The organism is Paraliomyxa miuraensis (assembly GCF_026337845.1).
Classification (GTDB): domain Bacteria; phylum Myxococcota_A; class Polyangia; order Nannocystales; family Nannocystaceae; genus Paraliomyxa; species Paraliomyxa miuraensis.
This window is the reverse complement of record NZ_JAOVZF010000152.1, coordinates 248,239-263,532: the sequence shown is the minus strand read 5'-3', so window position 1 is coordinate 263,532 and position 15,294 is coordinate 248,239. Positions and strand designations below refer to the sequence as shown.

Here is a 15,294-nt window from a genome sequence, read left to right as displayed (position 1 = left end):
AGCATGGCTCACTGACGTGATGCGAGCGTGACCGAGTAAGGAATCGACGAGCGATGGCGCGACGGCATCTCGATAGGGTGGTTTGGAGCGAGGGCATGTTGATGTGCCCCCAGCACCTGCAACAAAACGACCTCTTTCACGAGGCCACCCTGGCCGCGCGACTGGCCGCGCTGAGCCCCTACCACTTCGGGGTGGCGAGCCAGAAGATCGACGAGGGCGAGCTCAAGAGCGGGGTGCTCAAGCTCGTCGCGTTCACCGGGGTGCTCGCGGCCGGGCTCCCCGTCGACTACGGCGTGGGCGAGGTGGGCGGCCCGCCCAGCCGCCCCATCGAGGAGCACTTCTCGAGCACGGCCACCACGCTCGAGGTCTACCTCGCGGTGCCGATGGCGCGCGAGGGCATCCCCAACTACCAGGATGCGGTCGACGACGCCGCCGTGGCTCGCTACAAGACCGTCAACCGGCCCGTGCCCGATCTCACGATCGCCAAGACCGAGCAAATCATCGGGTTCGGGCGACCCAACCTGGTGATGCTGTTCGGCAACGAGCAACGCGAGGACTTCGAGACCCTCAAGATCGCCGAGATCGTCCGCGACCCCACCGGCTCGTTCTCGCTCTCGCGCAACTACATCCCGCCGTGCGTGTTCGTCTCGGGCAGCAAGGTGCTGGTGGCGTGGGCCACCGAGCTGCTGTCGGTGATGCTCACCAAGCAGCGCGCGCTCTCCGAGACGCGACGCCAGATCGACGCGTCCGCGGTCGAGTTCACCTCGCAGGACATCACCCGCTTCCTGCTGCTCAACGCGCTCAACACCCACATCCCGGTGATGCGCCACGTGGTCGAGAACCAGCTCGCGTCGCCGCTCGAGCTGTTCCTGACGCTCATCCAGCTCGCGGGCGAGCTGACCAGCTTCTCGAGCGAGATCGATCCCTCGAGCTTCCCCAAGTTCAACTACGGCGACCTGCGCTCCACGTTCGAGCCGCTGTTCGGTGCGATCAACCAAATGCTCGGAGCGACCGTGCGCGAGCGCTGCATCACCGTGCCGCTCGAGCCCCGCGCCGACGGCATGTGGATCGGCCAGCTCAAGGACGAGCGCCTCGTTCGCTGCCCGCGCTACGTGCTGGCGGTGGAGGCCCAGTCGCCGCAGCAGGAGACCGCCAACCGCCTGCCCAAGCTCAGCAAGATCGCCTCGTGGAAGACGATCAACACGATCGTGCAATCCGCGACGCCCGGCGCGCCGCTGACGGCCACGCACCGCCCGCCGCCCGAGATCCCGGTGCGGCCCAAGCAGGTCTACTTCATCGTGCGCACCGACGACCGCTTCTGGCAGCAGATCATCTCCGAGAAGACGGTCGCCGTGTACCTGCCTCCGCCCTTCGATCCCTCCAAGGCCAAGATTCAGCTGATGGGGATCCCCGATCGCAACACCGACGCCTGAGGTCGGCGGCACGCTTCGTGCCCCGGCCCTCGCCCTGAACCCCAAACCCCGGTCCGGCCGTTCCAAGCGGCCCCCCTCGAGCAAGCCCCATGGATCGCGTCAACGAAGTCACCGCCGAGTGCTTCAACGCCCTGATCCAGATCCGCAATCTGGCCGACGACGGGCACCTGGCTCCCGAGATGTTCCACCAGCGGCTCATCTCGTTCATCGATGGCGTGTTCATCAAGGGCCGGCAAGCCGGCATGCAGGAGCACGACGTCCAGGACATGGCCTACGCGCTGGTCGCCCTGGCCGACGAGCTGGCGCTGCGGCGCCCCGGAGGCATCCGCGACGTGTGGATGAGCAACCCGCTCCAGCTGCACTACTTCAACGAAAACGTCGCCGGTGAGGGCTTCTTCTACCGGCTCGAGCACATCATCCGCGACCCGTCGCGGATCGACGTGCTGCGCGTCTACTACCAGTGCCTGCTGTTCGGCTTCCTGGGCAAGTACGCCATCCGCGGCGGCGAGCTCGAGCTGGCCGCCGTGACCCGGCGGGCCCAGGACGCGCTGGCCGGCATCCTGCGCCCCGAGGCGCTGTCCAAGCGGCACCTGCGACCCAAGGAGCGCATCAACCGGCAGCGCCAGGGCTTCCTCACGATCTGGATCGGGCTGTTCGCCCTGCTGTTCGCGCTGGCGCTGCTCATCGTGCTGCGCGTGACCCTCAACTCCCAGACCGAGTCTCAGGCCGAGCGCATCGAGACCATGGTCGGCGGCTAGGACCAAGGAGCCAGACCGATGCTCAAGTACATCTTCTCGGTGCTCCTCATCGCGGCGGTCTGGACCACGGTCCTGCTGCTCAAGCTGCCGCTGTGGATCGCGGTCGTCTCCACCATCGTGATCCTTGCGGTGCTGCTGACGGTGGTGATCTACCGCGTCATCAAGGCCAAGCGCGCCGCCAAGGAGATCGAAAAGGCGCTGCAGGCCCAGGCCGATCAGCACGCCCGCGGCGCCCGCCCCGATCTGCAGCACGACATCGAGGCCATGAAGGGCGAGTTCATGCGGGCGGTCGCCGCCCTCAAGACCTCCAAGCTCGGCGGCAAGCGCCCGGCCGAGGCCCTCTACGCCCTGCCCTGGTACATGATCATCGGGCCTCCGGGCTCGGGCAAGTCGACGGCGCTGCGCAACTCGGGCCTGCGCTTCCCCTACCTCAGCAAGAGCGGCGGCGGGGTCCAGGGCGTGGGCGGTACCCGCAACTGTCAGTGGTGGATGACCAACGACGCGGTCATCCTCGACACCGCGGGCCGCTACACCACCGAGGAGAGCGACCACGACGAGTGGATGGCGTTCCTCGAGATGCTCAAGCGCAACCGCGCCAAGGCCCCCGTCAACGGGGTGCTGGCCGCGATCGCCATCACCGACCTGCTCGACGTGCACGCCGAGCAGATCGTGGCGCAGGCCCGCGAGATCCGGGCGCGCATCGACGAGGTGATGAACAAGCTCGAGATGGTCGTGCCGGTGTACGTGCTGTTCACCAAGTGCGACCTCATCCCGGGCTTCGTCGAGACGTTCGGCGACCTCGGCAACAACGAGCGCGGCCAGATCTGGGGCTTCACGTTCCCGATCTCCAAGAAGATCCGCGACCCCATGGGGGTGTTCGCCGAGCACTTCCAGGAGCTGGCCGGGGTCACCGAGCGCCGAGCCCTGCGCCGCATGAGCGAGGAACGCAGCCTCGAGATGCGCGACAAGATCTTCGCGTTCCCGCAGTACTTCGAGCCCATGCGCGACGCGCTGGCGATGTTCACGGGCGAGCTGTTCGCCGAGAACATCTACAACGAGTCGCCGATCATGCGCGGCTGCTACTTCACCAGCGGCACCCAGGAGGGCCGCCCCATCGACCGCATCATGAACTCGATGGCGGAGGCGTTCGGGGTGCAGCCGCGCATGCAGATGATGCACAACCCGCAGCACGTCGAGGCCAAGAGCTACTTCCTCGGCCAGCTGTTCACCAAGGTGCTGTTCCCCGACCGCTACGTGGCGGGACGCTCGGCCGCTCGCATCAAGCGAGCCCGGCTCGTCGGGCACGGCATCGGCGCGGGGCTGATGGCCACCGCCGGCGGCATGGTCGTGCTGCCCGTGATGTCGTTCCAGAACAACCGCGAGCTGCTCGAGGAGACCGACGACGCCGTCGCCAAGGTCAACGAGCACTACCAGGAGAAGGCGGAGACCGAGAGCGTCGACCCGATCCGCATCGAGCGCATCGAGCCGCTGCGCCGGGTCGAGCGCAAGCTGTTCGAGTACGAGGACGACGGCCCCCCGATCGGCAGCCGCTGGGGCATGTACCAGGGCGAGGAGATCTATCCGCCGGTCCGCGATCTCTACTTCACCGCGGTGCGCGAGGAGCTGCTCGTACCGATCCGCGACATGGAGATCCGCGAGCTCAAGCGCTTCAAGCTGCAGTACGGGCAGCTCTCGGAGCCCGCGCCCGACGACGAGCACGCGGCGATGAAGGATCGCCTGCGGATGTACCTGCTCATCACCGCACCGGTCGAGGGCGAGCGCCCCGAGTCCGAGCCGGGCCTGAACGAGGACGAGCAGGCGTGGCTGACCGAGCGCGTCGCCACCCTGTGGGAGAAGCCGCTCGAGATCGCGGGCGACGTGGCCAGCAAGGGCGAGATGCGCGAGGTGGCCCGCGCCTACGTGGCGATCCTGGCCACCGAGCCCGATCGCCTGTTCGAGCGCGACGACAAGCTGGTGGCGGACGTGCGCAAGATCCTGATGCGTACCAACCGGACGCAGGCGCTGCTGGCCCAGATCCTCGAGGACGTGGACACCCCCGACCTCGACCTCAAGCTGCTCACCGACACGCGCGAGGCGATGAGCAACGACAACCGCAAGGTGCAGGGCAAGTACACCCGCACCGCGTGGGAGGAGTACGTTCGCGATCGCCTCTATGCTCCGCTCGACGACATGCTGGGCGACGAGTGGGTGCTCGGCATCTCCGAGGAGGACATGAAGAAGGACCGCGACAAGCAGCTGGCCGAGCTGCGCTCGCTGTACTTCGAGCAGTACATCCAGGAGTGGATGCAGTTCATCAACGCGATCAACGTGCGACAGCCGGGCAACTACAACGACGCGCTCACGGTGCTCGAGGACCTCACCCGCGGCGAGCCGGCATCGTTCAAGCGGCTGTGCCAGAACCTGGCCGTGCACACCACGCTGCCGCCGCCCGAGGAGGAGGAGACCGAGGAGGCCACGTCTGGAGTGCTCGACGCGGTGGAGGGCGAGGCCACCAAGGCGCTGCAGAAGAAGGGCAAGGCGGGGCGCATCGCGGCCGAGCAGGCCCGGCGCCGCAAGATGGAGCGCGAGAAGAAGAAGAAGTCCCAGGCCTCGCTGCTCAAGGACGAGTACGACGTGCAGTACGCGTTCGAGGGCCTGGTGGGGTTCGGCTACGCCGAGCCGCCGCCCGCCCCCGAGGACGGCCCGCGCCCGCCGCCACCGAGCGTGCCGGTCGACGACTACATCGAGACGCTCAAGGAGCTGCGGGTCGCCGTCAAGGGCAAGGTGCAAAACGACACCGAGGAGGACGCCAAGGCGCTGGCCGGCGCGGTCAAGTCGGCGGGCAACACGGTCGACTCGCTCATCAACGACACCGACACCAAGGGCTGGAGCACCACCCTCGACAAGTGGCTGCGGCCGCCCGTGCGCGGGCTCGAGAGCGTGGGTCGAGGCCAGGCGGGCGCCGACCTCACCAAGGCCTGGTGCGACGAGGTGGTGCGGCCGTGGAGCAAGCTGGCCAAGCGCTACCCGTTCGACACCAAGGGCAAGGAAGTGGCCCTGGCCGACTTCGCGGGCTACTTCCAGCCCGAGACCGGCACGCTGTGGAAGTTCTACAACAACCTGCTGGTCGCCCGGATCCCCAGGCGCCACGAGGGCTACACGATCGAGACCAGGGGGGCCAAGGCCACCAACGCCATCAACCCCAAGGTGGCCGACTTCCTCGATCGCGCCCAGGCGGTGACCACGGTGATGTTCCCGCCCGGTACCGACGCGGTGACGTTCGAGTTCAGCGTGCAGGTGCAGGGCGCGGCAAAGAACGTGGGCACGGTCAGCCGCACCATCTTCACCGTCGACGGCCAGCAGATCGAGTACAAGAACGGCCCCTTCGAGTGGAAGCCCATGACCTGGCCGGGCGAGGATCCCAAGCAGGGACACATCAGCGCGCTGGGCTTCGGCACCAAGGGCGAGGTGGGGCCACACGAGGGCGAGTGGGGCCTGTTCCGGCTGCTCGAGGCCGGCACCGCCACGGGTGACGCCACCAAGGACACGTTCAAGTTCGAGTGGGACATCCGAGATCAGAGCGCGGGCATCATCACCGTGCTCATCAAGCCCAACCTCGACGACACCCCGATCTACGGCACGCGTGCGCGCGGGGTGGAATTCATGCAGGTGTTCCGGCACCCCGATCTCTCCCCGCCGCGACAGATCGTCATCGGCGGCCCCACCTGCGGCGGAGGCTGAATCCACCATGAACCCGCGCCTCGCGTTGTTCGGCAAGCTGCCCGCGATGGGTGACTTCGTGGCGTTCAACGCGGTCCACCCCGTGGCCCGTCAGCTCGACAAGTGGCTGCAGGCCGGTGTCGACGTGGTGGTCGGACGGGGCAAGCCGCTGCCCCCCGCCCCGGTGCGGTTCCTCTATCGCGACCCCGCGAGCACGGGGGCGTGCCTGGGCGTGTTCGTGCCCAGCCAGGACCGAGTCGGCCGTCTGTTTCCGCTGTCGACGTTCGTCTATCTCGACATGCCGGTCGCGGTGCACCGGTTCCCGTTCCTCCCAGCGGCATACGCGCCGTTCCTCGATGGCGCGGCGGCGATGCTGGGCCAGGCCGCCGGTACCGAGCCCAACGTGCTCCTGCAGCACCTGGCCACGCTCCCGCTGCCCGCGCCGCAGGAGCTCGAGGAGGCGCGCATGTGGGGCTCCGCCGCGCTCGACGCGACCCCGGGACAGGCGCTGCTCGAGGCGCTGTTCGGCCCCGTGGCAGGCGGGGTGCAGTACCACGGCCTCAACATGTTCCTCACCGCGTGCGGCATGGTGCAGGGCGGTGCGGTGGCCCAGGCCTCCACCGTGCTCGAGTGCAACGCCTCGGACGACGTTCAGCTGGTCTTCTGGCTGCGCCTCGCCCAGGAGCTCTTGCAGTGGCACCGCAGCCCTCCGTGCTTGTTCTGGAGCGGTGCCGACTCGAGGGATCCACGGCTGCTGCTGGCCCTGGGCTCACCCGAGCCCGCGGTGCTGCACTACTTGGCCGATCCACCGCTTCGAGCCGAGCGCCTGTGGCCCACGCTCACCGACAATGCTCGTAGCATCGAGCACGGTCGAGCCAGCCTTCCCCCCGCGGTCCTCAAGGCGCTCGAGCCTCCCGCCCCGACCGCCTCGCACCTGCTTGCGGCTCTGCTGACCCCGCCGCCTCCGCCCGAGGGCTAGCGGTCGGTGAGGTCGAGCGAGTACGAAGCACTCGCTCGCGGTTCCGCAACGGCGCGCCCCTCTACCCCGATGGAAGCGTCGAGCCCGATGCGTCACGTTGGTGCCTCGCGTCGGTTTGGTGGCCTCGATCGCGGGATCACCGTACGTACGCGAACGCGCAGCGGCGGGCTCACTCGAGCCTTGCCCCACGCTCGGTGTTTTCTGATAGCCTGCGGGCCTCCTACGCCCCACCCCATCGCGGGCGAGGAACCCCCGAACCCCCGCTCCCACGACGAGGATATCAGGATGGCAAAAGAAGGATCGGTAGCGCCCAAGGAGCGCGTCAACATCGTCTACAAGCCGGCCACCGATGGTGCCGAAGAGGTCGAGCTCCCGCTGAAGATCCTCGCCATCGGCGACTACACCGGTCGCACCGACGACCGCGCCGTCGAGGACCGCAAGCCCATCAACATCGACAAGGACAACTTCAACGAGGTGATGGAGAAGCACGAGCTCGGCGTCGATCTCAACGTCGCCGACAAGCTCTCGGGCGCCAACGACGGCTCCGAGCTCGCGGTGTCGCTCAAGTTCAAGAACCTCAAGGACTTCACCCCCGAGGGTGTTGCCAACCAGGTGCCCGAGCTCAAGAAGCTGCTCGAGCTCCGCGCCGCGCTGACGGCTCTCAAGGGCCCGCTGGGCAACCGCCCCGCGTTCCGCAAGCAGCTTCAGAACCTCCTGGACGACGATGCCTCGCGCAAGAAGCTCATGGACGAGCTGGGCATGGGCGAAGGCGGCGGCGGCGAGGGCGGCGGCTCGTAGGCCACAGGCATCGGCCCGGTAGGACGAACCACGAAACGGACAACCTCAAGCCTCTTCAACGGTTACGACGATGGCAGACGAGCAACAGCAAGCACAAGGCGCGACCACCACCACCCTGGGCGGGTCGCTGCTCGACGAGCTCCTTTCCGAGGCGAAGGTCACCCCCGAGCAGGAGACCTACGCAATCGCCCGGCAGGGCGTGGAGACCTTCATCACCGAGGTGCTCAGCTCCTCGGACAAGTACCGCAAGATCGACAAGGCGGCGGTCGACGTGATGATCGCCGAGATCGACGAGCGGCTCTCGGCGCAGATCAACGAGATCATGCACCACCAGGACTTCCAGAAGCTGGAGTCGGCGTGGCGCGGTCTCAAGTACCTCGTCGACAACGTGAACTTCCGCGAGAACGTTCGCATCGAGGTGCTGAACTGCTCCAAGCAGGACCTGCTCGACGACTTCGAGGACTCGCCCGAGATCCCCAAGTCGGGGCTGTACCGCACGGTGTACTCGGCCGAGTACGGCACGTTCGGCGGCAAGCCGTTCGGCCTGATGGTCGCCAACTACGACTTCGGCCCCGGCCCGCAGGACATCCAGCTGCTGCAGAATGCGGCTGCCGTGGCCGCCATGAGCCACTGCCCGTTCATCGCCAACTCCTCGCCCGAGTTCTTCGGTGAGGAGAAGTTCGAGGCGCTGCCCAAGCTCAAGGACCTGCAGTCCCTGTTCGAGGGCCCGCAGTATGCCCGCTGGCACGCCTTCCGCGAGAGCGAGGACGCGCGCTACGTGGGCCTCTGCATGCCGAGGTTCTTGCTGCGGCTGCCCTACGGCGAGAAGACCATCCCGGTCAAGTCGTTCAACTTCAACGAGGAGTGCATCGGCAATCACGACTCGTACCTGTGGGGGCATGCCTCCATGGCGTTTGCGACGCGGGTGGCCGACTCGTTCGCCAAGTACCGCTGGTGTCCCAACATCATCGGCCCGCAGGCGGGCGGTGCGGTCGAGGACCTGCCGCTGCACCAGTACCCGGCGATGGGCGAGATCCAGACCAAGATCCCGACCGAGATCCAGCTCACCGAGCGTCGCGAGTACGAGCTCTCCGAGCAGGGCTTCATCGGCCTGGTGTTCCGCAAGGACAGCAACAACGCGGCGTTCTTCTCGGCCAACTCCTGCCAAAAGCCGAAGATCTTCGCCGACACCCCCGAGGGCAAGGAGTCGGAGACCAACTACCGACTCGGCACTCAGCTCCCGTACATGTTCGTGATCACCCGCCTGTCGCACTACCTCAAGGTGATGCAGCGCGAGCAGATCGGTACGTGGAAGGAGCGCGCCGACCTCGAGCGCGAGCTCAACCTGTGGCTGCGCCAGTACATCGCCGACATGGAGAACCCGGCCCCGGCGGTGCGCTCGCGCAAGCCGCTTCGCGCCGCGAAGATCCTCGTGGAGGACGTGCCCGGACAGCCCGGGTGGTATCGCTCGACCATCCAGGTGCGCCCGCACTTCAAGTACATGGGCGCCTCGTTCACGCTGTCGCTGGTGGGCAAGCTCGACAAGAACTAGCCGTAGCCCCCCGCGGCCAGCGGTAGGCAAGCAGACAGCCAGGTGCCCCCCCACAGGGGGGCTCATCGAGGTCCTTCGGGGCCTCTTTGCTTTTGCGGCCAGCGGAAGCGGTAGGCAAGCAGACAGCCAGGTGCCCCCCCACAGGGGGGGCTCATCGAGGTCCTTCGGGGCCTCTTTGCTTTTGCGGCCAGCGGAAAGCGGTAGGCAAGCAGACCGCCAGGTGCCCCCCACAGGGGGCTCATCGAGGTCCTTTGGGGCCTTTTTTGTCTTGTGGCTTGCATTCAGTTGCGCTGGTCCCCACGTGCAACGTCGGGCGCATTCGTGGCTGTTGCGAGCGAGCGCTTTGGCTCGATGCATTCGTCGCTCTCCGTGATTCGCGGCAAGGCGACAACGGGAGCGTCGGTGATGCGCGCGGTTGCGAGCCGAGCCGAGCCGAGCCGAGCCGAGTGCGGCCGCGCTCGATGGTCGCGTCGATTTGACGGCTCGCGGGGCCTCCCCTATAAACGAACATGTGCCTTAGGATGCGTTACGCGACTCTGTCCCAAGCCATCGAGGATCTGCGCAACGCCCAGGAGGGGAATGGATTTCGGTTCTTGTCCGAGCGTTCCGTCCACTCCAAGGCGATCATCTCCACCGACACCACGTTTCGCGCGCTCGCCGACCGCACCGCCGACATCGCCGGCGCCCTGCTCGAGCTCGGTCTGCGCAAGGGCGACCGCGTGGCGCTCGTCATCATCGACAACGAGGAGTTCATCAGCGTCTTCATGGCGGCGCTGCGCGTCGGCGTGATTCCGGTGCCCATCCACCCGCCCCACTCGCTGACGCAGGTGACGCTCTACATGGATCGGGTCATGCACATCCTGGTCTCGTGCGATGCACGCGTGGTGGTGGCGTCCCAGCGGATCCACAAGCTGTTCGGCAGCCTGACCGTGTCGAACGGAGTTCAGCGCCGGGTGGTCCCGGTGTCGACGCTGTACGAGCATCGAGGGGGCTGCCCCTCGGTCGCGATCGAGCCGGACGACGTCGCGTTCCTGCAATTCACCAGCGGCTCGACGTCCCGTCCCAAGGGCGTGACGCTCACCCATCGCAATTTGATGGCGAACATCGAGCACTTCATGGCCAACGGGCTGCGCGTCACCGACGAGGACACGGGCGTGTCCTGGCTGCCGCTCTACCACGACATGGGCCTCATCGGCTTCATGCTGGGCCCCATGGTCTATCAGCGGCGGATCCACTACATCCCGCCGCTGGTGTTCCTCAAGCGACCGTCCCTGTGGCTGCGCCTCATCTCCCACGACCGCGCCGCGATCTCGTTCTCGCCGACGTTCGGCTTCGCCCTGTGCTGCAAGCGTGCACCGCTCTCCGAGCTGGAGGGCGTGGATCTGTCGAGCTGGCGCGCCTCGGGCAGCGGCGGTGAGCCGATTCGTGCCGAGGTCATGGAGAGGTTCGCGAAGATGTACGCGCCGCTCGGCTTTCGTGCCGGCGCCCACCTGCCGACCTACGGGCTGGCCGAGTCGTCGCTGGCGGTGACCTTCAGCCCGCTGGGCCAGGGCGTGCAGAGCACCCGCTTCGACGTGCACGAGCTGGTCGAGCACGGCCGAGCCGTGCCCGCCGAGGGCTCCACCGAAGACGAGCAGGGGACGATCGAGCTGACGAGCTGCGGCCGATGGTTTCACGACCACGATCTGGGCATCTTCGACATCGACGACCCCCGCAGCGAGGCGCGCCTCGAGGACGGCCGGCTCGGCGAGATCCGCATCAAGGGTCCGAGCGTGATGCGCGGGTACTGGGACGACGACGAGGCCACCGCGCGCGCCATGGCGGGGGACATGCTCAAGACCGGTGACATCGGCTTCCTGCACGACGGGAACCTCTACGTGTGCGGGCGCCTCAAGGAAGTCATCATCATCAACGGTCGCAACTACTTTCCCCAGGACATCGAGTGGGCCGTGTCGAACAACCCCGGCATCCGCCGCGGCAATGTCATCGCGTTCGGGGTCGATGGCCTGACGCCCGGCGCAGACGGCGAGGGGCAGGAGTCGGTGGTGATCCTGGCCGAGCGACGCCCCGACGCGGAGCAGACCGACGCCGTGCTGCAGCGGCAGCTGCACGAGCTGGTGCGCCGCGACGTCGGCGTGGAAGCGCGTGACGTCCTGATCCTCGAGCCCAACACGCTGCCCAAGACCTCGAGCGGGAAGCTCCAGCGCGTGGCCGCCAAGGACATGTACCTGCGCGGAGGCTTTCACCAGGGAGCGAAGCCGTCCGTCGTCGCCGACCGCCTCGAGCTGGTCAAGGTCCTGCTCTCCAGCCAACTCGGCTATCTTCGTGCGAGACTCTCGAGGTAGTGCCGTGACTCGAACCGAACCCAATCGGGAACGAGACGAACCATGACCGCGTTGCCGAGCATCCTGTTCACGACCATCTACGATCCCGCGCACATCCTCGATCGCTGGGCCGCCACCGATCAGATGGCCTATCGCCTGACCCGGGGCCAGGGCATCTTCACCATGGAAGAGCACGCCCACGCGTGGCCGCTGCACATCCTGGCCCAGAACGTCGACAGCCCCAGCCGCGTGCTCGAGTGGCCCACCCGCGAGGCCTTCATCCAGGAGCTCGGCCAGGGGTCATGGGACTACGTGTGCATCTCGTTCATGAATCGCGACATCAACAAGCTCCGGGACATGAGCGCGTTGATCCGCGAGCTGCAGCCCAACGCCCAGATCGTGATCGGTGGCTACGGCGTCATCTGCCTCCCCGACCACAAGAGCGTGGACCATGCGCCGGACTACGATCACATCTGCCGCGAGGAGGGCGTGGAGTACCTGCGGCGCCTGCTCGGCCAGCGCGAGCACGAGCCCGTCGTGTGCCGCATGCCCATGTCGGGCTCGTCGCTGCCCTGGATCAGCCAGCGGCGAAGGGGCTCCGTGGGCGCGATCCTGGCGTCGCTCGGCTGCACCAAGCGCTGTCCGTTCTGTGCGACCAGCTTCTACACCTCTGGTCGGCGCGACCAGCTCATGGACGAGGCGGCGATCTTCGCCGCCATGAAGAACTACTGGAAGACCAACCCGTTCACGACGTCGGTCAACATCTACGACGAGAACTATCTCGACTACAAGGATCGCGTGACCAACCTGGGCGCGATGATCCGCAACGACGACGAGCTGGGCCTCGAGCACCTGAATTTCTTCACGTTCGGCTCGATCAGCGCGGTGTGCAAGTACGACCCCGAGGAGCTGCTGCTGTGCGGGCTCGACACCGTGTGGGTCGGCGTGGAGTCGCTGTTCACCAATCTCAAGAAGGCCAAGAAGAAGAACGGCGCCCTCGAGGTCTGGGGCGAGGAGACGCCCAAGGGCCTGACCGACGCAACCGAGGTGTTTCGTACGCTGCACGATTCCGGCATCAAGACCATCGGCTCGTGGATCGCCGGCCTCGACGTCCAGAACACCGCCAACATCTCCCGCGACATCGCCTACTTCGTGTCGCTCGGCGCGACCTTCCAGCAGGTGTCGATCCTGACCATCGAGCCCGAGATGCCGTGGGCCAAGCGCTTCAACACCGTGGCCAAGGACGGCGGCCGCTACCCGTGGGAGAACTACCACCTGTACGGGCAGACGTTCGAGCCCAAGAACTTCGACTACCCGCAATTGCTCGACGTGGTCGAGAACGTCTACGCGTCACTGTACGAGACCCATGGCCCCTCGGTCATGCGAGTGCTGCGGACCAACGTCAACGGCTATCGGACCTGCAAGAACTCGAAGCACGAGCAGCTGCGTGGGCCCAAGGCGGCCTACTTCCAGCGACGGATTCGCGCCTACAGCCCGCTGCTCCGGAGCTGCGAGACCTTCGCCCCCACCGAGCGAGTGGCGAGCGGCATTCGTGAGCTCCGCCGCGAGATCACCGAGCTGTTCGGCCCGTTCTCGCGGGAGCACGAGGACTACGAGGCCATGCTGCTGCGCCGCGCCGAGGTCGAGCACGAGCACCTCGCGGGCCGCGAACGCGGCCCGCGTCCCGACGACCAGCGTTGCTATAGCTATGCAGCCGGCATCGAGAATCGCGGAGGGAAGAAGCCCTATCGGCTCGAGTCGCTGGTCGTGCGCCCGCGCGAGTCACCGAACCCGAGTCGAGCCGAGCCACGGCCGAGCTTGCCGGACTCGGGTGAGGCGTATAGGATCCCCGCGTCCCCCCGTGTTCATTGACACCATGTGAATGGGCCCCAGGCGGCACATCGGCAAGAGGAGCAGATTGCATGGACCAACGAGAAGTCGAGAAGAAGATCGCCGAGATCCTGATCGCCGTGGAGCCCAAGCTGGAGGGGCAAGAGATCGGACCGGAGTCGACGCTTTCGGGTCTTGGACTCGATTCACTGAAGCTGGTGGAGATCGGCGTTCGGGTGGAGGACGCGTTCGGAGAAGAGATCGTCTTCGACGACTGGCTGGAAGAGGAGCAGGAGAAGGCCGAGGCCGGGTTCAGCGTCGGCTCCCTCACCAAGCTGATCCTCGACACCCTGGGACGCTCCACCTGAGCGGCTCGCCGCCGAGGGCCGCATGACCGACAAATACAAAGTCTCCGTAGTCAGCAACTACATCTACGAGCCGGATCCGGACAAGCCCTATGCCAAGATGGGCAAGAAGAACCGCTGGATCAACGGCTTCGTCACGGGCCTCATCCGCAACAAGAGCGGGCTCAGCGAGTTCGAGCTCGACTTCATCCGGCTGCCCGAGGACCCCGCCGAGGTGGCGAGCATGGCCGCGCGCCTGCGGGAGCAGGGCTGCCAGCTCACCATCTGCCCCGGGACCGACGGCGCCATTCGCTGGAGTCGAGCCAACGAGGCGATCCCCACCCTGTACTTCGGCGCCCACCCGGACAACCACGGCCTCGAGCTCGTGCACCAGCGAAACTTCGCCGGGGTGCGGCTCAACCTGCCGCTCATCTGGGAGTGGGAGCGCTTCCGCCTGCTCACGCAGGTGCTGCCGATGGCGCGGCGCCTGTACGTCCCGCTGAACCTGAACTCCGAGTTCGCGTTCCCGGGCATCCGCACCGTCTACGGGCTGCACCGCGCGCGCAACGAGTCCATGTGGATCCCCGGCGGCTCGCCCTACCTGGGCTATCGCGGGGTCTACTTCATGTGCCAGCGCCTGGGCATCGACTACTTCGAGGGGCCCTACACCTCGCCCGAGGAGCTCGACGCGGGGCTCGCCACGATCGAGCGCGGGCCCGAGAGCATCGTCCTCGGCTTCAACGACACCCTGCTGATGCCGGGCGCGCCGGAGGTGCTGTTCCGGCACACGCGCGCCAGCGAGCTCCCGCTGGCGTGGGTCAACAACGCGGCCATCATCAGCGCCGAGGGCGTGATGGACTTCTCGTCGGACTTCCAGCGCATTGGACAGGTGCTGGCGGGCCTGGCCCTGATGATCCTGCGCGACGGCAAGTCGATGGACGAGGTGGGTTATCACCCGGACCCGGGGGTCCGCAGCCTGCTCAACACCGTCCGCCTGGAGGCGCTGGGCGTCTCGGTCGACGAGGCGATGCGAAAGGCGTTCGACGATGTCCAGTGAGCCGCCCTTCGACGTGCTGGGCTACTACTGCACCGACCTGCGGGTGCGCTTTGGCGAGACCGATCGCTTCGGCTACATGTGGCACGGCTGGGTGCTCGCCTACTTCGAGCGCGCGCGGGCCGACATCGCCCGATTCTGTCGGCTCACCCCCTCGGACCTGCTGGAGTTCGACCTCACGGTGCCCATGGTCGACGTCGACGTCCGCTACACGCACGTGGCCTACGACGACGAGGAGCTGATCGTCCAGGCCACGCTGCTGCGCCACCGGCTGCGGATGCCGTTCCTCGACTTCTACTATCGCATCGTGCAGAAGGACGGCGGCAAGGAGGTGGCCCGCGGTCGCACCCGGCAGGTCCTGCTCAAGCAGAACGGCCGGCTCATCACCCGCGTGCCCGCCGAGGTCTCGAGCCGGCTGGCCACGCTGTACTCCCACCTGGAAGCGCAGCCTCGCTGGCCCGACGACTACATCGAGGAGCTCCTCGAGCGACGGAGGTAGGCC

The 15,294-nt window shown here is 66.9% G+C and carries 11 protein-coding genes; all 11 read left to right on the top strand.

The annotated features are described in order from the left end of the window. Positions 1-53 precede the first annotated feature (53 nt). The 11 genes from tssK (at position 54) to OEB96_RS20385 (ending at position 15,291) form a co-directional block, all read left to right on the top strand. The gene (gene tssK / locus OEB96_RS20435; RefSeq protein ID WP_266218042.1) at positions 54-1,433 is read left to right on the top strand and encodes a type VI secretion system baseplate subunit TssK; all 1,380 of its coding nucleotides are present in this window, start codon (positions 54-56) and stop codon (positions 1,431-1,433) included. Between the two features lie 89 nt (positions 1,434-1,522). Then, positions 1,523-2,191 (top strand): DotU family type IV/VI secretion system protein, encoded by a 669-nt coding sequence (locus OEB96_RS20430; protein WP_266218041.1) that lies wholly within the window; start codon positions 1,523-1,525, stop codon positions 2,189-2,191. An 18-nt stretch (positions 2,192-2,209) separates the two neighbouring features. Continuing rightward, positions 2,210-5,932: a type VI secretion system membrane subunit TssM gene (gene tssM, locus OEB96_RS20425; RefSeq protein WP_266218040.1), complete on the top strand. Its 3,723-nt coding sequence runs from the start codon at positions 2,210-2,212 to the stop codon at positions 5,930-5,932. A 7-nt stretch (positions 5,933-5,939) separates the two neighbouring features. Continuing rightward, entirely contained in the window at positions 5,940-6,890 is a 951-nt protein-coding gene (gene tagF / locus OEB96_RS20420; protein ID WP_266218039.1) for a type VI secretion system-associated protein TagF, read from the top strand. Positions 6,891-7,175: 285 nt separating this feature from the next. Next, a complete protein-coding gene (gene tssB / locus OEB96_RS20415) occupies positions 7,176-7,688 on the top strand; it encodes a type VI secretion system contractile sheath small subunit (RefSeq protein ID WP_266218037.1) in 513 nt (170 codons plus the stop codon). 70 nt (positions 7,689-7,758) lie between these two features. Continuing rightward, the gene (gene tssC, locus OEB96_RS20410) at positions 7,759-9,240 is read left to right on the top strand and encodes a type VI secretion system contractile sheath large subunit (RefSeq protein ID WP_266218036.1); all 1,482 of its coding nucleotides are present in this window, start codon (positions 7,759-7,761) and stop codon (positions 9,238-9,240) included. 521 nt (positions 9,241-9,761) lie between these two features. Further along, a complete protein-coding gene (locus tag OEB96_RS20405; RefSeq protein ID WP_266218035.1) occupies positions 9,762-11,585 on the top strand; it encodes a fatty acyl-AMP ligase in 1,824 nt (607 codons plus the stop codon). Between the two features lie 42 nt (positions 11,586-11,627). Next, positions 11,628-13,436 (top strand): B12-binding domain-containing radical SAM protein, encoded by a 1,809-nt coding sequence (locus tag OEB96_RS20400; RefSeq protein WP_266218034.1) that lies wholly within the window; start codon positions 11,628-11,630, stop codon positions 13,434-13,436. A 50-nt stretch (positions 13,437-13,486) separates the two neighbouring features. Next, complete coding sequence (locus OEB96_RS20395; protein WP_266218033.1) at positions 13,487-13,762, top strand: acyl carrier protein; 276 nt, start codon at positions 13,487-13,489, stop codon at positions 13,760-13,762. A gap of 22 nt (positions 13,763-13,784) precedes the next feature. Beyond that, positions 13,785-14,795, top strand: coding sequence for a type 1 periplasmic-binding domain-containing protein (locus OEB96_RS20390; RefSeq protein WP_266218032.1), 1,011 nt, complete (start codon positions 13,785-13,787; stop codon positions 14,793-14,795). Beyond that, positions 14,785-15,291 (top strand): acyl-CoA thioesterase, encoded by a 507-nt coding sequence (locus OEB96_RS20385; protein WP_266218031.1) that lies wholly within the window; start codon positions 14,785-14,787, stop codon positions 15,289-15,291. The genes OEB96_RS20390 and OEB96_RS20385 overlap by 11 nt, the downstream gene beginning before the upstream one ends. Positions 15,292-15,294: the final 3 nt, after the last annotated feature.

Coding starts and splice junctions, on each gene's coding strand:
- tssK (WP_266218042.1), top strand. CDS start 54: ATGGCGCGACGGCATCTCGATAGGGTGGTTTGGAGCGAGGGCATGTTG.
- OEB96_RS20430 (WP_266218041.1), top strand. CDS start 1,523: ATGGATCGCGTCAACGAAGTCACCGCCGAGTGCTTCAACGCCCTGATC.
- tssM (WP_266218040.1), top strand. CDS start 2,210: ATGCTCAAGTACATCTTCTCGGTGCTCCTCATCGCGGCGGTCTGGACC.
- tagF (WP_266218039.1), top strand. CDS start 5,940: ATGAACCCGCGCCTCGCGTTGTTCGGCAAGCTGCCCGCGATGGGTGAC.
- tssB (WP_266218037.1), top strand. CDS start 7,176: ATGGCAAAAGAAGGATCGGTAGCGCCCAAGGAGCGCGTCAACATCGTC.
- tssC (WP_266218036.1), top strand. CDS start 7,759: ATGGCAGACGAGCAACAGCAAGCACAAGGCGCGACCACCACCACCCTG.
- OEB96_RS20405 (WP_266218035.1), top strand. CDS start 9,762: ATGCGTTACGCGACTCTGTCCCAAGCCATCGAGGATCTGCGCAACGCC.
- OEB96_RS20400 (WP_266218034.1), top strand. CDS start 11,628: ATGACCGCGTTGCCGAGCATCCTGTTCACGACCATCTACGATCCCGCG.
- OEB96_RS20395 (WP_266218033.1), top strand. CDS start 13,487: ATGGACCAACGAGAAGTCGAGAAGAAGATCGCCGAGATCCTGATCGCC.
- OEB96_RS20390 (WP_266218032.1), top strand. CDS start 13,785: ATGACCGACAAATACAAAGTCTCCGTAGTCAGCAACTACATCTACGAG.
- OEB96_RS20385 (WP_266218031.1), top strand. CDS start 14,785: ATGTCCAGTGAGCCGCCCTTCGACGTGCTGGGCTACTACTGCACCGAC.